17 protein-coding genes are annotated in these 17,985 nt (G+C 57.4%); all 17 read right to left on the bottom strand.

The window, feature by feature from the left end:
* Positions 1 to 9: 9 nt before the first annotated feature.
* The 17 genes from mce to AVCG78_RS04560 all read right to left on the bottom strand — a co-directional run bounded on the left by mce (position 10) and on the right by AVCG78_RS04560 (position 17,969).
* The gene (gene mce, locus AVCG78_RS04640; RefSeq protein WP_071204599.1) at positions 10 to 414 is read right to left on the bottom strand and encodes a methylmalonyl-CoA epimerase; all 405 of its coding nucleotides are present in this window, start codon (positions 412 to 414) and stop codon (positions 10 to 12) included.
* 121 nt (positions 415 to 535) lie between these two features.
* Complete coding sequence (locus tag AVCG78_RS04635) at positions 536 to 2,203, bottom strand: ribonuclease J (protein ID WP_070167218.1); 1,668 nt, start codon at positions 2,201 to 2,203, stop codon at positions 536 to 538.
* Positions 2,200 to 2,988 (bottom strand): biotin--[acetyl-CoA-carboxylase] ligase, encoded by a 789-nt coding sequence (locus AVCG78_RS04630; protein ID WP_071204601.1) that lies wholly within the window; start codon positions 2,986 to 2,988, stop codon positions 2,200 to 2,202. Before AVCG78_RS04630 ends, AVCG78_RS04635 begins: the two co-directional genes overlap by 4 nt.
* Complete coding sequence (gene nuoN, locus AVCG78_RS04625) at positions 2,985 to 4,424, bottom strand: NADH-quinone oxidoreductase subunit NuoN (protein ID WP_070150443.1); 1,440 nt, start codon at positions 4,422 to 4,424, stop codon at positions 2,985 to 2,987. The genes AVCG78_RS04630 and nuoN overlap by 4 nt, the downstream gene beginning before the upstream one ends.
* 17 nt (positions 4,425 to 4,441) lie before the next feature.
* Positions 4,442 to 5,953, bottom strand: a complete 1,512-nt coding sequence (locus AVCG78_RS04620) for an NADH-quinone oxidoreductase subunit M (protein ID WP_071204602.1) — start codon at positions 5,951 to 5,953, stop codon at positions 4,442 to 4,444.
* Complete coding sequence (gene nuoL, locus AVCG78_RS04615; RefSeq protein WP_071204603.1) at positions 5,953 to 7,944, bottom strand: NADH-quinone oxidoreductase subunit L; 1,992 nt, start codon at positions 7,942 to 7,944, stop codon at positions 5,953 to 5,955. The genes AVCG78_RS04620 and nuoL overlap by 1 nt, the downstream gene beginning before the upstream one ends.
* Before the next feature lie 7 nt (positions 7,945 to 7,951).
* The gene (gene nuoK, locus AVCG78_RS04610; protein ID WP_015915659.1) at positions 7,952 to 8,260 is read right to left on the bottom strand and encodes an NADH-quinone oxidoreductase subunit NuoK; all 309 of its coding nucleotides are present in this window, start codon (positions 8,258 to 8,260) and stop codon (positions 7,952 to 7,954) included.
* A 32-nt stretch (positions 8,261 to 8,292) separates the two neighbouring features.
* Positions 8,293 to 8,907: an NADH-quinone oxidoreductase subunit J gene (locus tag AVCG78_RS04605; RefSeq protein WP_015915658.1), complete on the bottom strand. Its 615-nt coding sequence runs from the start codon at positions 8,905 to 8,907 to the stop codon at positions 8,293 to 8,295.
* Positions 8,908 to 9,062: 155 nt separating this feature from the next.
* On the bottom strand, positions 9,063 to 9,554 hold the full coding sequence (gene nuoI, locus AVCG78_RS04600; protein WP_015915657.1) for an NADH-quinone oxidoreductase subunit NuoI: 492 nt from the start codon (positions 9,552 to 9,554) through the stop codon (positions 9,063 to 9,065).
* A gap of 40 nt (positions 9,555 to 9,594) precedes the next feature.
* Positions 9,595 to 10,638: an NADH-quinone oxidoreductase subunit NuoH gene (nuoH, locus tag AVCG78_RS04595; RefSeq protein WP_015915656.1), complete on the bottom strand. Its 1,044-nt coding sequence runs from the start codon at positions 10,636 to 10,638 to the stop codon at positions 9,595 to 9,597.
* A gap of 12 nt (positions 10,639 to 10,650) precedes the next feature.
* The gene (gene nuoG / locus AVCG78_RS04590) at positions 10,651 to 12,732 is read right to left on the bottom strand and encodes an NADH-quinone oxidoreductase subunit NuoG (protein WP_071204604.1); all 2,082 of its coding nucleotides are present in this window, start codon (positions 12,730 to 12,732) and stop codon (positions 10,651 to 10,653) included.
* A gap of 282 nt (positions 12,733 to 13,014) precedes the next feature.
* Positions 13,015 to 13,746 carry a hypothetical protein gene (locus AVCG78_RS04585; protein WP_071585286.1) on the bottom strand — a complete coding sequence of 244 codons (732 nt, stop codon included), beginning with the start codon at positions 13,744 to 13,746 and terminating at the stop codon, positions 13,015 to 13,017.
* Between the two features lie 44 nt (positions 13,747 to 13,790).
* Complete coding sequence (gene nuoF / locus AVCG78_RS04580; RefSeq protein WP_015915653.1) at positions 13,791 to 15,095, bottom strand: NADH-quinone oxidoreductase subunit NuoF; 1,305 nt, start codon at positions 15,093 to 15,095, stop codon at positions 13,791 to 13,793.
* A gap of 3 nt (positions 15,096 to 15,098) precedes the next feature.
* A complete protein-coding gene (gene nuoE / locus AVCG78_RS04575; RefSeq protein WP_071204607.1) occupies positions 15,099 to 15,899 on the bottom strand; it encodes an NADH-quinone oxidoreductase subunit NuoE in 801 nt (266 codons plus the stop codon).
* Between the two features lie 18 nt (positions 15,900 to 15,917).
* Positions 15,918 to 16,157, bottom strand: coding sequence for a hypothetical protein (locus tag AVCG78_RS04570; protein ID WP_071204608.1), 240 nt, complete (start codon positions 16,155 to 16,157; stop codon positions 15,918 to 15,920).
* Positions 16,157 to 17,347 carry an NADH-quinone oxidoreductase subunit D gene (locus tag AVCG78_RS04565; RefSeq protein ID WP_071204609.1) on the bottom strand — a complete coding sequence of 397 codons (1,191 nt, stop codon included), beginning with the start codon at positions 17,345 to 17,347 and terminating at the stop codon, positions 16,157 to 16,159. Before AVCG78_RS04565 ends, AVCG78_RS04570 begins: the two co-directional genes overlap by 1 nt.
* Before the next feature lie 19 nt (positions 17,348 to 17,366).
* On the bottom strand, positions 17,367 to 17,969 hold the full coding sequence (locus AVCG78_RS04560) for an NADH-quinone oxidoreductase subunit C (RefSeq protein ID WP_015915650.1): 603 nt from the start codon (positions 17,967 to 17,969) through the stop codon (positions 17,367 to 17,369).
* Positions 17,970 to 17,985 lie beyond the last annotated feature (16 nt).

Here is a 17,985-nt window from a genome sequence, read left to right as displayed (position 1 = left end):
GAGGATGATCTAGAGTTGCTCGAGTTCGATCAATGTCCCATTAAAATCCTTGGGATGCAGAAAAAGTACCGGCTTGCCATGCGCGCCGATTTTCGGTTCACCATCTCCCAAAACGCGGGCACCTTTGGAGATCAGGCGGTCCCGCGCAGCGTAAATATCATCCACTTCATAGCAAATGTGGTGCATGCCACCATTGGGCGATTTCTCGAGAAAGGCTTTGATCGGGGAATGATCGCCCAGCGGCGCCAGCAGTTCGACCTTGGTATTTGGGAGTTCAACAAAAACCACCGTCACACCATGCTCCGGCAAGGCTTGAGCTTCGGAAACCGTCGCGCCAAGCGTGTCAGCGTAAGTCTCAACGGCAGAGCTAAGATCTGGCACGGCGATGGCGATATGATTGACCCGACCCAGCAAACGCTTCTCCCATATCTGCGCCCATAGAGCGCCATCATCACACGATGACTGGCGCTCTATGCATTGTTGATAGCTGAGGTATTCCAGCTCCAGAAATATCCCTTGCCAGTGACCCCGGCAATCAGACCTTGGTCACAAAAACCGTAACGACCGGCTTCTTGCCCCAGCACTCATTGGCCGTAGAGCGCACAGCACGACGGATACTTTCACGCAAAGCGCCAAGATCCTTGCGCCGCGTGCGCGGAATGCTCTCAACCGCGCTCAGCACCGCGTCATAGAGAATATCCTCCATGTCATCGCCTTCCAGATCTTCCGCTGGCAGGCCATGGGCAACCACTTCCGGATCGTCGCGGAATTCAAATCGTTCGTCCAGGAGGACACTGACCGAGACATGGCCTGCAAAAGACAGCTTACGCCGCTCACCAATGCCCATCTGCTCGAAATCGCCCAGCAGTTTGCCGTCCTTGAAGACCCGGCCATACGGCGCTTCACCGATGACTTCGGCAGGACCAGGCGCCAGCCGCAGGATGTCGCCATTGCGGACTTTCGGCACCTGAGCAATCCCCGCCTCCAGAGCCAGTTTCTGCTGCGCCGTTAGATGGGCCGCCTCGCCATGAACAGGGACGAGAATTTGCGGGCGCGTCCATTGGTACATCTGCAAAAGTTCGTTGCGACGTGGATGACCGGAGACATGCACCAGCGCGTCGCTATCGGTAACGATGGTGACGCCCTGCTCGATCAGGCCATTCTTGATATCGTTGATCGGCTTTTCATTGCCGGGAATAGCGCGAGACGAAAAAACAACTGTATCGCCTTTGGTCAGCGCCACGTTGCGCATTTCATCGCGGGACAGCTTGGCAAGCGCCGCGCGCGACTCACCTTGGCTACCTGTCAGGATCACCACGACCTTATCGCGGGGAATGTACCCATATTCGTCCTCGGCGATAAAAGGCTGCACGCCTTCCATCAGCCCGACATCGCGCGCCACACCCACGACCCGCTTCAAGGAACTGCCCAGCAGCAGCACTTCGCGCCCCGCAGCCTCGGCTGCCTTGGCAATCGAGCGGATACGTCCGACATTGGAGGAAAACGTGGTAATCGCCACGCGCCCTTCGGCCGTCTTGATGATCTTGCGCAATCCTTCCGAGACTTCCTGCTCGGAGGGCGAAACGCCCTCCCGCATCGCGTTGGTGCTATCGCACATCACCGCCAGTACACCCTCGTCACCAAGAGCGCGGAACCGCGCCTCATCGGTCAGCGGGCCAAGCGACGGCGCATGGTCAATCTTCCAGTCTCCAGTATGGATGACATTGCCAAGCGGTGTGCGAATAATCAGCGACATCGGCTCGGGAATGGAATGGTTGACGTCCGAAGCCTCGACAACAAAGGGGCCGACATGGACCTTGTCGCCTGGCTTGAAGGGCGTTACCGGAATTTCAGCCCGGGTTCCCTCATAATTCCGCTTGGCTTCCAACATGCCAGCGGTAAAACCCGAGGCATAGACCGGCACATTCAGGCCCGGCCAGATATCGTTTAGCCCGCCATAATGATCTTCATGCGCGTGGGTGATGAAGATCGCCTTGAGCCTGTTTTTCTGCGAGAGAACGAAGCGGATGTCAGGCAGCACCAGATCCACACCAGGCAGATCGGGACCAGGGAAGGTCACACCGCAATCCACCATGATCCATTCCCGGTTCTTCGGCGGGCCAAAGCCGTAAAGCGCCAGGTTCATGCCGATTTCACCCACGCCGCCCAGCGGCAGAAATACCAGTTCGTCTGTCTTTGTCATTCTTTCCTTGGCCCATTCGGCTCGAAAAACACATCTCCCGCCGCAACTGGCGTGATGCCTAGCGAGCCCCGGTCGAGCAATAATATCCCTTTATCATCGATTCCTGAAAACACACCGGAAATCGACCGATCCGGGAGATTGACGGTGATTTTCTCACCGATCCCACAAGCCACCTGCCGCCAGCGCTGCATCACGGCCTTGACGCCACGGCCCCGATCCCAGAGCGCCAGTGCATCGGCCATGGCGGCGAAAAGATGCGTGAAAAGCTCATCAGGCGTAACGGCTGCGCCATGCTCGGCGAGCGAGGCCGTGGGATACGGCGTTTCAGTGGGTTTGAAAAGAAGATTGATGCCAATACCAATGACCAGAGCGTTTCGTCCACCCGGTGTCCGCTCCGCTTCCAGCAAAATGCCGGAGGTCTTGGCACGACCAATCAGCACATCATTCGGCCATTTGATTTCCAAAGGCGGCGCACCCGACGGCAACACGACGCCAATCGCATCATGCACGGCCACAGCCACAGCCAAGGGAAGCGAAGCTAAATCGGCCAAAGGCGCCGGATCGATCAATAAAAGAGAGCTGTAGAGATTGCCGGGCTCCGAGGCCCAAGGCCTGCCACGACGCCCTCGCCCGCCTGTCTGGCGGTTGGCTGTGATCCAGAGATCTCCCGGATCACCGTCACGGGCTCTGATCAAGCATTGCTGGTTGGTGGAATCCACCTCGTCCAGCGCAATATGTCGGAAGGCGTCGAGCGCCTTCCGACGATGGGTGGAATAGTCGCTCAACGGAACAGAGTCGCTGCCGCTGCCGACGCCGCACTGCCGATCGGTCCGCCGATCAACACATAGGCAATGACAAACAGACCGGACAGGCCAAAGACCACCCGCAACGTGCCAGACGTCGCGGCAAACTCGATCTTGGCATCGTCGAACCACATGACCTTGACGAGCCGCAGGTAGTAATAGGCGCCGATAACCGAGGCCAGAACACCGATGATCGCCAGGGCATACAGATGTGCCTCGATAGCCGCCAGGAAGACGAAATACTTCCCGAAGAAGCCAGCGAGCGGCGGAATACCAGCCAGCGAGAACATCAGTGCCGTCAGAACAAACGCCATGAACGGACGGGTCTGCGACAGGCCAGCCAGATCATCCACTGTTTCAAGCGCTTCCCCCTCCTTGGTCCGCATCGCCATGATGCAGGCAAAGGTACCGAGGTTCATGATCAGGTAGATCAGCATATAGAGCAGAACGCCCTCGATGCCCTGCTTGGAGCCAGCGGCCAGGCCGACCAGAGCGTAACCCATATGACCAATGGAGGAATAGGCCATCAGGCGCTTGATATTGCGCTGGCCGATGGCGGCTACCGAACCCAGAACCATGGAGGCGATCGCGATGAACACGACGATCTGCTGCCATTCAGCGGTGATCGGCTGGAAGGCGTCGATGACGATACGCACCAGGATCGCCATAGCGCCAACCTTTGGGGCTGCTGCCAGAAAAGCTGTGACAGGTGTCGGCGCGCCTTCGTAAACGTCCGGCGTCCACATATGAAACGGAACGGCGGAAATCTTGAAGGCAAGACCGGCAAGCACGAAAACCAGACCGAAAATAAGTCCGAGATTGGTGTGACCAGCGGCCAACACGGCAGCGATCTTGTCGAACTCGACATTGCCGGTAAAGCCGTAGACCAGCGACATGCCGTAGAGCAGCATGCCCGACGACAGGGCACCAAGCACGAAATATTTCAGACCGGCTTCCGAAGACCGTGCGCTGTCGCGGTTCATGGCGGCGATGACGTAGAGCGCCAAAGACTGGAGTTCCAACGACATATAAAGAGAGATCAGGCTATTGGCCGAGATCATCAACAGGATGCCGAGGGTGGCCAGCACCAGCAAGACCGGAAACTCGAACTTGTCGAGATCGTTGGCGCGTGCCTGACCGAACGCCATCACCATGGTGGTGATCGAACCGATCAGGGCCAGGACCTTCATGAAACGGGCATAGCCGTCGGAGATATAGGCACCGCCGAAGGCGACACCGTCGGCGGGCATCAACAGGATCCACGCACAGGCGGCGGCGAGAAGCGCAACCGCCAGGCCTGTCACCAACGAGGTCTTGTTGGTGAACACGCCGATCATCAGCAATACCAGCGCGCCAACCGCAAGCAGAAGCTCCGGCGTGACGAGATGCAGGCTTGCAAGGAGAGTTTCAGCATTCATGTCCAATGATCCTGTCGTCAGTTCACCAGGAGCGCAACATTTTGCGCAACCTGCAGAGCAGCGGTGTAGTTATTCAAAAGCGCATCCACCGAAGCCGTCGTCACGTCGAAGATCGGGGCCGGATAGACACCGAACAGGATGGTGAGCGCGATCAACGGATAAAGCGTGACCTTTTCGCGGAACGACAGATCGAGAAGCGCTTTCAGGCTCTCCTTGTCCAGCGCTCCGAAAACGACCCGGCGATAGAGCCAGAGCGCATAGGCCGCCGACAGGATAACACCGGTGGCAGCAAACAGTGCCACCCAGCTATTGGCCCGGAACGCACCGATCAGCGTCAGGAATTCGCCGATAAAGCCCGAAGTACCAGGCAGCCCAACATTGGCCATGGTGAAAATCATGAAGGCCAGCGCGTATTTCGGCATATTGTTGGCGAGACCGCCATAGGCGACGATTTCGCGGGTATGCATGCGATCATAGATCACGCCGACGCAGAGAAACAGCGCGCCTGAGACGAAACCGTGGCTGATCATCTGGAAAACCGCACCCTGAAGACCTTGGGTATTGGCAGCAAAGATACCCATCGTCACATAGCCCATATGGGCAATGGAGGAATAGGCAATCAGCTTCTTCATATCCTCCTGCATCAGCGCCACAAGCGAGGTGTAGATGATGGCGATAACGGAGAGCGCAAAGACCGCCGGTGCAAAATAGTCGGAGGCAAGCGGGAACATTGCCAGCGAAAAGCGGATGAACCCATAACCACCGAGCTTCAGCATGATCCCCGCCAGAATGACCGAACCAGCGGTCGGCGCCTGGACGTGGGCATCGGGAAGCCATGTGTGAACAGGCCACATCGGCATCTTCACCGCAAACGAGGCGAAGAACGCCAGCCATAGCACCGTCTGTAAATGCGGTGGGAATTTATGAGCCAGAAGCGCTGCGATGTCGGTCGTACCGGCATCCCAGTACATTGCCATGATCGCCAGCATCATCAGCACCGAGCCGAGCAGCGTATAGAGGAAGAACTTATAGGAGGCGTAGACGCGATCCTTGCCACCCCAGACACCGATGATGATGAACATCGGGATCAGGCCAGCTTCGAAGAACACGTAGAACAGCACGATATCGAGCGACACGAATACGCCGATCATCATCACTTCAAGGATGAGGAAGGCGATCATGTATTCCTTGATCCGCTTCTGGACCGATGTCCAGCTGGCGAGCACGCAGAACGGCATGAGGAAGGCCGTCAACACCACGAACAGCATGGAAATGCCATCGACGCCGAGGTGATAAGCGATGCCTGTACCAAGCCAGGGATGATTTTCCACCATCTGGAAGCCTGGATTGGCGTTATCGAAGCCGATCCAGATAAAGAGCGACACAATAAAGGTCGCAACCGTCGTCAACAGCGAAATATTGAGAACGTTCCGGCGTCCGGATGGGGTGTCGCCATTCATCAGCAGCAGCAGGGCAACCCCGACCAGCGGCAGAAAGGTGACCGTTGAAAGAATTGGCCAATCGGTCATCAGATCGAACTCCCTAGCATCATCCAGGTAATAAGCGCTGCAATCCCGAGCAGCATCGCGAACGCATAGTGGTAGAGATAGCCGGATTGCAGCCGGACAACCCGCTGCGTCAGACCTGCGACCCCGGCAGCAACGCCATTCGGGCCATAGGCATCGATCGTGGCAACATCGCCCTTCTTCCACAGGAACCGGCCAAGCGCCTTGGCGGACCGTACGAAGAGGAAGTCATAAAGCTCGTCGAAATACCACTTGTTGAGCAGGAATTGGTAGAGAAGCCACTGGCTTTGTGCCAGTTTCTTCGGCGTTTCCGGCGACTTGATATACATGTACCAGGCGGTGACCAAGCCGACGAGCATGGCAACAAACGGGCTGAGCTTCACCCAGGTCGGGACGTGATGGACCTCTTGGAGCACTTCATTATGCGCACCGGTAAACAGCGCGCCCTTCCAGAACTCGGCATAGGCTTCGCCGAAGAAATAGTCATGGAAGATGAAGCCAGCAAACAAGGCACCCGTCGTCAACAGGTAAAGCGGAACAAGCATGACCTGAGGAGATTCATGCACATGATGCATGACTTCATGCGAGGCGCGCGGCTTGCCAAAGAAGGTCATGAACGCCAGGCGCCAGGAATAGAAGCTGGTGAACAGGGCCGCAATAACCAAAAGCACGAAGGCAAAGGTTGAAACGCCTGTGCTGGCAGCAAAGGAGGATTCGATAATCGCATCCTTCGAGAAGAAGCCTGCCGTACCGATCATCGTTCCCGGAATACCAACACCTGTCAGCGCCAGATTACCGATGGTCATCGCCCAGAAGGTCACGGGGATATGCTTGCGCAGCCCACCCATGTGACGCATGTCCTGTTCGCCATCCACCGCATGAATGACCGAACCGGCACCAAGGAACAACAAGGCCTTGAAGAACGCATGCGTGAACAGGTGGAAAATGGCAGCGCCATAGGCGCCGACGCCGAGCGCCACGAACATGTAGCCGAGCTGCGAGCAGGTCGAATAGGCAATCACCCGCTTGATGTCGTTCTGCACGAGACCAACGGTGGCCGCGAAGAAGGCCGTGATCGCACCGACGATGGTGACGACCGTTAGGGCGTCCGGCGACAGTTCAAAGACCGGAGACATGCGGGCAACGAGGAAGACCCCGGCGGTAACCATGGTTGCCGCGTGGATCAGTGCCGAAACCGGTGTCGGCCCCTCCATCGCGTCCGGCAGCCAGGTATGCAGCAGGAACTGCGCCGACTTGCCCATGGCCCCCATGAACAGCAGCAGGCAGGCTGCGGTGACCGCATGGCCCTTGTCAAGATGCATACCGAACAGATTGATGACAGCGTCACCGGCAGGTGCGCCTTCGGCTGGCAGATATGTCTGGGCCGAAGCGAAGATCGTCTCGAAATTGATCGATCCGAACAGAACGAACAGCGTAGCGATGCCGAGAATAAAGCCGAAGTCGCCGACACGGTTGACGATGAAGGCTTTCATGGCCGCAGCCGTTGCCGACGGTTTCTTGAACCAGAAGCCGATCAGCAAATAGGATGCCAGACCGACGCCTTCCCAGCCGAAGAACATCTGCAGGAGATTGTCTGACGTGACCAGCATCAACATTGCGAAGGTAAACAGCGACAGATAGCTGAAGAAGCGCGGGCGATGCGGATCGTGATGCATGTAGCCGATGGAATAGAGATGCACCAGCGTCGAGACGCTGTTGACGACGACCAGCATGACCGCTGTAAGCGTGTCGATCCTCAGCGCCCATTCAACGTCGATGCCGCCGACCTGAATCCAGCGTAAAACTGGAACCTTGATCAGCTCAGAATGACCGAAGCCCACCGAGATAAACACGTACCAAGACAGGGCCGCAGTCAGCACCATGAACCCTGTCGTGATGAATTCCGATGCCTTGGCGCCGATCTGGCGACCGAACAGGCCGGCGATGAGCGCGCCAAGCAACGGAAGAAAGACGATTGTCTTATACAATAGCATAGCCGTATCAGCCCTTCATCATGTTGACGTCTTCAACGGCGATCGATCCGCGGTTGCGGTAGAAGACAACGAGGATAGCAAGGCCGATCGCGGCTTCCGCAGCCGCGACGGTCAGGATAAACAGCGCGAAAACCTGGCCGACGATATCATTGAGGAATGACGAGAAGGCCACCATGTTGACGTTTACCGCCAGAAGAATGAGTTCCACCGACATCAGGATAACGATGATGTTCTTTCGGTTCAGGAAGATACCGAAGACGCCCAGCATGAACAGGATCGCGCTGACGGTGAGATAATGGGAAAGTCCGATTTCCATTGTTCGTTTCCTTGAGATCCCTTGCCTTCAGCTCAGATGCCCTGGCCGGGCTTGACCTTGACCACCTTGATGGCAGTCGCCGGTCCACGTGCAACCTGGTGTGCAATATTCTGCCGCTTGATGTGCTGGCGGTGACGCAGCGTCAGCACGATAGCGCCGATCATGGCCACCAGCAGCACGAGGCCGGCGATTTGGAAGAAGAAGACATAATTGGTATAGAGCACATCACCGAGCGCGGCCGTGTTCTGACGGTCCGCCAGTGCCGGAATCGGCATGGTGATCGCCTGCTTTGCAGCTGGGGAAATCGCCGAGCCGCCGATGACGAAGATCAGTTCAGCTGCAACGATGGCGCCGATCAAGGCCGCCAAGGGACCATATTTCGAAGCCCCTGCCCTCAATTCCGTGAAGTCGATGTCCAGCATCATCACCACGAACAGGAAGAGCACTGCAACCGCGCCGACATAGACGACCAGCAGGATCATCGCCAGGAACTCGGCACCCGTCAGCATGAACAGACCAGCCGCGTTGACGAAGGTGAGGATGAGGAACAAAACCGAATGAACCGGATTGCGTGACGAAATAACCATGAACGCCGACGCAACCGCGACAAAGGCGAAAAGGTAGAAAAAGATTGCCTGAAGACCCATGATGGTGCCTTTTCATCTTCCTCAGGAGCGCGGCGCGGCCGTGTCCCATGAAATGCCAGTGGTCCGGGCCGGACCAGCCATGCATTTCGTTTCAATTTCAAACCGGGACGGACAGATCTTGCCCAACCGCCATCGGTTTCCTCAAAAAGACGATCTCAGCGGTAAGGGGCATCCTGCGCAAGATTGCGCGCGATTTCCCGCTCCCACCGATCTCCATTGGCCAGAAGCTTGGCCTTGTCGAAATAGAGTTCTTCGCGTGATTCCGTCGAGAATTCGAAATTCGGACCTTCGACGATCGCATCGACCGGGCAGGCTTCCTGGCAGAAGCCGCAATAGATGCATTTTACCATGTCGATATCGTAACGAACCGTGCGGCGCGTGCCATCGTTGCGGCGCGGGCCGGCTTCGATGGTGATCGCCTGGGCCGGACAGATCGCCTCGCATAATTTGCAGGCAATGCAACGTTCCTCGCCATTGGGATAGCGGCGCAACGCATGCTCGCCGCGAAAGCGCGGGCTGACAGGGCCTTTCTCAAACGGATAGTTCACAGTCGCCTTCTGCTTGAAAAAGTAACGCATCGATAGGAAAAATGCGTTGACGAACTCTTTCAGAAACAGCGAGCGGACAGCCTGGGAAACACTTGCCATCTTCAAACTCCAATTCTGCCGAAATCTGCGGGGTGAAGGCTCATGCCCAGCCCCCAAGCTTCAGCACGAATGCAACAATGACCACCATGGCCAGCGACAGCGGCAGGAACACTTTCCAACCCAGGCGCATCAACTGGTCATAACGGTAGCGCGGAACGATCGCCTTGGTGATGCCGAACATGAAGAACACCAGCGTCGCCTTGAGGATGAACCAGATAATACCCGGCACCCAGTTGAGTACTGCAATGTCCAACGGCGGCAGCCAGCCACCCAGAAACAGAATGGTGGTCAGGGCGCACATCAGCACGATGGCTGCATACTCACCCAGCATGAACATCATGTAAGGGGTCGAGCCGTATTCGACCATGAAGCCGGCGACCAGTTCGGATTCAGCCTCAGGCAGGTCGAAGGGAGGACGATTGGTTTCCGCCAGCGCCGAGATGAAGAAGATCACAAACATCGGAAACAGCGACAGCCAATGCCAGTCCAGCAGCGAGGCCGGCATTCCCATCATCGTGCCGAGACCATGGTTCTGGGAATTGACGATGTCGGTGAGGTTCAGAGATCCCGCACACAGCAGCACCGTGACGATGACGAAGCCGATCGACACTTCGTAGGAGACCATCTGAGCCGCAGAGCGCAGGGCACCGAGGAATGGGTATTTCGAGTTGGACGCCCAGCCCCCCATGATGATGCCGTAGACTTCCAGCGAGGAAATCGCAAACACATAGAGAATGCCGACATTGATATTGGCAATCACCCAGCCCTGGTTGAGCGGAATAACCGCCCATGTCGCCAGAGCGAGCGTCACTGCCACCAGCGGCGCCAGCAGGAAAACGGCCTTATTGGCGCCAGCCGGAATGATCGGTTCTTTGAACACGAATTTCAAAAGGTCGGCGAAGGACTGGAAAAGCCCCCATGGACCCACCACATTCGGACCACGGCGCAATTGCACCGCCGCCCAGATCTTGCGGTCTGCCAACAGGATATAGGCAATGAACACCAGCAGGCAGACCAGCAGCAGCAGGGACTGGCCGATCATGATGGCCGCCGGCCACACATAGGTAGAAACGAAACTGTCCATGGTCCCTTGCCCTTACTCTGCCGCAGCCTTGAAATTGTTGCGGGCCAATGCCGAGCACTCGGCCATCACCGCAGACGCGCGTGCAATCGGGTTTGTCAAATAGAAGTCTTTGATCGGAGACGCAAACCCGGATTGGGTCATGTTCCCGCCTTTTTTCGCCAAGGCGTCGATTTCCGCCGGATTGCCTGCGGCAATCTCGTCAAGCGCGGCAAAATGAGGATAGACCTGATAAAGCTTCTGTCGCAGTTGGCCAAGCGAATCGAACGGCAGCTTCTTGCCGAGCACGTCCGAAAGCGCGCGCAGCACAGCCCAGTCTTCGCGAGCCTCACCCGGCGCGAAACCAGCGCGATTGCCGAGCTGGACGCGACCTTCCGTATTCACCCAAGTGCCCGACTTTTCCGTATAGGCGGCAGCCGGCAAGATAACATCGGCATTCTGGGCGCCGTTATCGCCATGCGAACCAATATAGACAGTCAGCTTTGCGGTCTTGGCCGACAGATCCAGTTCATCTGCGCCGAGCAGGAAGAGGACATCCATTGCACCAGGCATTTCTGCGGCCGTCTTGCCCCCCTGCCCCGGCACGAAGCCAAGATCGAGGCCACCGACGCGCGACGCTGCGGTATGCAGAACACCGAAGCCATTCCAGCTCTCGCTGACAGCACCGACGGCAACAGCAAGCGCAGCGACCTGAGCCAGCACGGCAGCGCCGTCACCACGGGTCAAAGCGCCCTGGCCAATGATGATCAAGGGCTTGGCAGCCGTCTTCAATGCATCAAAGAAGTTGTTCTTGCCAGCAACCAAATCGGAAAGCGTATCAGTACCCGCACCCAGATAGCTATAATCATAACGCAGATCAGCGTTTTCGCCGATTACGCCGATCGGGAAGCCACCACGACGCCACCGCTTGCGGATACGCGCATTCATGACCGCCGCTTCAAGGCGCGGATTGCAACCGATCAACAACAGCGCGTCGGCATCCTCGATACCCTCGATGGTGGAGTTGAGGATATAGGACGAACGGCCGAGAACAGGATCGAGCGCCGTGCCGTCCTGGCGACAATCGTAGCTGGTGGAACCAAGCGAAGTCAGCAGTTCCTTCAGTGCATACATTTCCTCGACGGATGCCAGATCACCAGCAATCGCGCCGATCTTCGAGCCGTTGGTAGCCGAGACGGCAGTCTTGATTTCGGCGAAGGCTTCTGGCCAGGTTGCTGGCTGGAGACGTCCATTGCGCCGCACATAAGGCCGGTCCAGACGCTGGGTCTTCAATCCGTCCCAAATGAAGCGGCTCTTGTCGGAAATCCACTCTTCATTGATGCTGTCATTGACGCGCGGCATGACACGCATCACTTCACGACCGCGCGTATCGACGCGGATCGCCGAACCCAGCGCATCCATCACATCGACCGATTCGGTCTTGCCCAATTCCCACGGACGGGCCGTGAAGGCGAAGGGCTTGGAGGTCAGCGCACCGACCGGGCAGAGATCAACGACATTGCCCTGCAATTCCGAGGTCATTGCCTGTTCGAGATAGGTGGTGATTTCGGCATCCTCGCCACGACCGATCAGGCCGAGTTCGGCAATGCCGGCCACTTCGGTGGTGAAGCGGACGCAGCGCGTGCAGTGAATGCAACGGTTCATCACCGTCTTGACCAGCGGCCCGATATATTTGTCCTCGACGGCGCGCTTGTCCTCGCCATAGCGGGAACTGTCGATACCGAAGGCCATGGCCTGGTCCTGCAAGTCGCATTCGCCGCCCTGGTCACAGATTGGACAATCGAGCGGGTGGTTGATGAGGAGGAACTCCATCACCCCTTCGCGCGCCTTCTTGACCATTGGCGTATTGGTATAGACTTCCGGCAACTCGCCATTCGGGCCACCGCGGATATCGCGCACGCCCATAGCGCAGGAGGCTGCCGGCTTTGGCGGGCCGCCCTTCACCTCGACAAGGCACATACGGCAATTGCCAGCGACCGAAAGCCGCTCGTGGAAACAAAAACGCGGAACTTCGGCACCCGCTTCCTCGCACGCCTGAAGCAGCGTGAAATGATCGGGAACCTCGATCTCCTTACCGTCGACTTTCAGCTTTGCCATATTCGCCTTCCTGTCTCACGTCCATCGCAGCCGCCGCTTCTTCAGTCCGGCCAGGAAAACCGCACAGGATTTTCCGCTACGCATGTCTCAGTTCTCGACCGCTCGCCTGCTTTGCATCCCATCAGTCAAGGTGGGATGCATGGCGGCAGAGCGCCCTCAATTCATCCAATAGGCCTTCGCCCATCTTTTCTGTGCAGTGCTTCATACATGAGACACAAAACACGTCGTAACACATTCTATCTCAATCACAATTCACAAACCGTCGCCGCCACACCCGCCTAATCAAGCACCGGTCAGCTTGCGGGCCTGTCCGATCCAGTCATCACGCAGGATGCGACCGTCGAGACCAAGCTCCGCATCAATCCGTGCCGCATCTTCGGGCGCCCAGGTGGCGATATCATCAAGGCCATGAACACCCAGTTTACTGAGCATTTCCTGAACCTTCGGCCCGACACCGCCGATTGCCTTAAGATCCGCCTTCTTGCCGCGCCGCCGGGCGGGCTTGACGGCAACAGGCGCCGCCTTCACTTCGGGCTCCTCTACAGGTGTCACAGGCGCGACTGTCGGCTTTTTGGCCGAACGCACTGCCGGGCTTTTTACCGGCTTGGCAGCCTGCGGCTTGCTCTTGGTTTTTGCGACTGGACGGCGTGCGGGTGCTACTTTGGGCTGAACCACTGCATCCGAAACCGGAGCACCGACGGGCTGCAGCTGCGTTTCAGGCTTCAAATTGACCTCTGAAACGGATGCGGCAGCAACCTGATGATCAGCTTTATCTTCCGGCACATCGTCCTTCGTCCGACGGGTGGGCTTGTCCATCATTGTTTGCATGGAACCGAGCATCACACCGGTCATCTGGGTGGCAAAACCGAAACCAAGCACCGTGGCAGCCGCAAAGGCAGCCATCGGGTTGGCCATCAAAGCATGCAGCGACGATCCGGCCATCTCAGCACCGCGGCTGGTGTCAGCCGGCTTTGCCGATGCATCAGTTCCCGTCCGTTTCGAAGCCTCAACCATCGCATCACCTTTGTTACTCGGCACCACTGTAACCGGAGCCTTCGTTACTCAGCCGCTTCCATGACCGCGCCATGGTCCATGGCCTTGCGGGTATAGTCATCAATCCTGGCCTCGATCTCAGGCCGGAAATTACGGATCAGACCCTGGATCGGCCAAGCAGCCGCATCGCCAAGCGCGCAGATCGTATGACCTTCGATCTGCTTGGTGACCTGGAACAGCATGTCGATTTCGCGCTTCTGGGCATTGCCCTTCACCATGCGCTCCATCACCCGCCACATCCAGCCGGTCCCTTCACGGCACGGCGTGCATTGGCCGCAGCTCTCATGCTTGAAGAACTGCGACAGCCGGGCAATCGCCTTGATGATATCGGTGGACTTATCCATGACGATAATCGCTGCGGTACCGAACGAGGATTTCACATCACGCAGCCCATCGAAATCCATGGGGACGTCAATAATATCTTCCGCCTTGACCACCGGACAGGACGCACCGCCGGGAATGACAGCCAGAAGATTGTCCCAACCGCCGCGAATGCCGCCGGCATGCCGCTCGATCAGTTCGCGGAACGTGATCCCCATGGTCTCTTCAACCGTGCAGGGCTTGTTGACATGACCGGAGATCATGAACAGCTTGGTGCCAACATTGTTCGGGCGGCCAAAGGACGAGAACCAGCCAGCGCCACGACGCAGGATGGTCGGCGCAACCGCGATCGATTCGACATTGTTGACCGTCGTCGGGCAGCCATAGAGACCCATATTGGCCGGGAACGGCGGCTTCAGGCGTGGCTGGCCCTTCTTGCCTTCAAGGCTTTCAAGAAGAGCCGTTTCCTCGCCGCAGATATAGGCCCCTGCGCCATGGTGAACGTAAATGTCATAATCCCAGCCGAGCTTGTTGTTTTTACCCAGCAATCCATATTCGTAGCATTCGTCAATCGCAGCCTGAAGGGCTTCGCGCTCGCGCATATATTCGCCGCGTACATAAATATAGGCGGCGTGGGCGCCCATGGCGAAACCGGCGATGACACAGCCTTCCAGCAGCGTATGCGGATCATGGCGCATGATTTCCCGATCCTTGCAGGTGCCGGGCTCGGATTCATCGGCATTGACGACCAGATAATGCGGGCGACCGTCGCTTTCCTTCGGCATGAAAGACCACTTCAGACCCGTTGGAAAGCCTGCGCCGCCACGACCGCGAAGACCCGAGGCCTTCATTTCATTGATGATCCAGTCGCGACCCTTTTCCAGGATCTGCTTGGTCCCGTCCCAGTGGCCGCGGCTCATCGCGCCTTTCAGGGACTTATCCTTGAGGCCGTAGATATTGGTGAAAATGCGGTCCTTATCCTGTAACATCTCTCACCCCTTGGCCTTGTCGGCAGTGTCGCCGGAGACTTTCGCATTCTCGCTCGCTGCCGGTTTGTCGGTAGCAGGCGTCTTCAGCTTCGGATCGGTAACCGGCGTATCGGTGACCGGGCGGGCTGCGTTGGATGGAGGAACCGTTGCCTCATCCTGCCCGGATTGCCCCTCGCCCCAACGGACCGGAGTGATCTCTTCCGTCAGGCTGGTCAGGCCGCCTTCAGGCGCAGAAAACACCCGCTCGATCTGCGGGCCTGTCTTGACCTCTACACCCTTGCCGGCTTCGAAGGCGTCAATGATTTCTTCGAGACGCTCAGGTGTCAGATCCTCATAAGCGTCCTTGAAAATGATCACCATCGGCGCGTTGACGCAGGCACCCTGACACTCGACTTCTTCCCAGGACAGAGTCCCGGTTGAATTACGCTCCAGAGGCTCTGGATGGATCTTTTTCTTACAGATTTTCATCAGCTCTTCCGAGCCGCGCAGCATACAGGGCGTGGTACCGCAGACCTGGATATGGGCTTTGGTACCGACCGGCTTCAACTGGAACTGAGTATAAAAGGTCGCCACTTCGAGCACGCGGATATAGGGCATGTCGAGCTTGTCCGCGACGAATTCGATCGTCGCCTTGGTAACCCAGCCATCCTGCTCCTGCGCCCGCATCAACAGCGGGATGACAGCGGATTGCTGACGACCCTCCGGATATTTGCGGATGGTGGCTTCGGCCCAAACGGCATTTTCCTCGCTAAAAGCGAAGGATGCGGGCTGGAATTGATCTTCGGCTAAACGACGAACGGACATACTTCCTCACGCCTTATCTCAGTTTTTGAACAGAAGACCTTGATGCGTCGCCATGACAGCATCCCGGCCTGCGTTCAGATTGTCCTTCTCGCGGACGCTGACGAGCAATGCGGCAGAAAGCCCGATTGCCGCCTGCAGAGCAGACGGCCTGGCGGGACAGTGCCGGTCGGTCCCAGCGGATTGCAATGCGTAGCGCCAACCTGCAACCGACGTTGCAAGACGAGCACCACACTGCCGATCCGAAAGGATAAGCTGCATCAACGATCCACCTCACCAAAAACGATGTCGAGAGACCCCAGCACCGCCGTTACGTCAGCAAGCTGATGACCGCGCGACATGAAGTCCATGGCTTGCAGATGCACGAACCCAGGAGCGCGGATCTTGCAGCGATACGGCTTGTTTGTGCCGTCCGCTACCAGATAGACCCCGAATTCACCCTTCGGCGCCTCGACGGCCGCATAAACTTCGCCAGCCGGTACGTGGAAACCTTCAGTGTAAAGCTTGAAGTGATGGATGAGCGCTTCCATCGACCGCTTCATCTCACCCCGTTTCGGCGGCACAACCTTGCCATCCACAGAAGAAACCGGGCCAACGCGCGCATCGCCGAGCAGGCGATTGACGCATTGCTTCATGATCTTCACCGATTCGCGCATTTCCATCATGCGGATCAGATAGCGGTCGTAGCAGTCGCCATTCTTACCGACCGGAATATCGAATTCCATATCGGAATAGCATTCGTAAGGCTGCGAGCGGCGCAAATCCCAGGCTGCACCCGAACCGCGAACCATCACACCAGAGAAGCCCCATTTCCAGGCATCTTCCAGGCTGACGACGCCGATATCGACATTGCGCTGCTTGAAAATCCGGTTCTCGGTCAACAGTCCCTCAATATCATCGAGAACTTTCAGGAAAGGGTCGCACCAGGCACCGATATCCTCGACCAGTTGGGCCGGAATATCCTGGTGAATGCCACCGGGACGGAAATAGGCGGCATGCATGCGCGCGCCAGAAGCCCGCTCATAGAACACCATCAGTTTTTCGCGCTCTTCGAAGCCCCAGACCGGTGGCGTCATCGCACCGACGTCCATCGCCTGCGTGGTGACGTTCATGATATGCGACAGGATACGGCCTATTTCGGAATAAAGAACCCGGATCAGCTGGCCGCGGATCGGAATTTCCAGGCCGAGAAGCTTTTCCACCGCCAAGCAATAGGCATGTTCCTGGTTCATCGGCGCGACATAGTCCAGCCGGTCGAAATAGGGCAATGCCTGCAAGTAGGTCTTGGCTTCAATCAGCTTTTCGGTACCACGGTGCAAGAGGCCGATATGGGGATCGACACGCTCGACGATTTCACCGTCCAGCTCCAGCACAAGACGCAAAACGCCGTGTGCGGAAGGATGTTCGGGGCCGAAATTGATCGTGAAGTTACGGACGGAATGTTCAGTCATGGTCTCGCCTTCCGTTCCCTTACTTCGCGGCTTTTTCATCGCCGGGCAGCACGTAATCCGTGCCTTCCCAAGGCGAAAGAAAGTCGAAACTACGGAATTCCTGCTTCAACTCAACCGGTTCATAAACCACCCGCTTGACCGTGTCATCATAGCGGACTTCAACAAAGCCTGTCAGCGGAAAATCCTTGCGCAGCGGATGGCCTTCAAAACCGTAATCAGTCAGCAGACGACGCAGATCCGGATGACCGGTAAACATCACGCCATAGAGATCCCAGGCCTCGCGCTCAAACCAGTCGGCACCCGGAAACAGCGGACAGATCGACGGAACCGGCTTGTCTTCGCTGGTGGACAGCTTGACGCGGATGCGCTGGTTCTGCTTCGGCGCCAGGAAGTGATAGACAACCTCGAAACGCTCGACACGCTCGGGATAATCCACACCGCAGATGTCGATAATATTGATGAAGCCGCAACGGGCGTCGTCACGCAGGAAAGTCACCAGCGCATAGATATTTTCGACGGTCGTGGTGACCGTCAGTTCACCAAAGGCAACGGTGCTCGACAAAGCAAGACCACCGCTGTTTTCGGTGATGTGGGATGCCAGCACTTGCAGGGCTTCACTCATCTTGTCGGTCCCTCGC

The organism is Gillisella vitis, from assembly GCF_021559775.1.
Classification (GTDB): Bacteria; Pseudomonadota; Alphaproteobacteria; order Rhizobiales; family Rhizobiaceae; genus Allorhizobium; species Allorhizobium ampelinum.
Note: the sequence above shows the minus strand (reverse complement) of the source record. Positions and strands in the feature narration are given on the sequence as shown.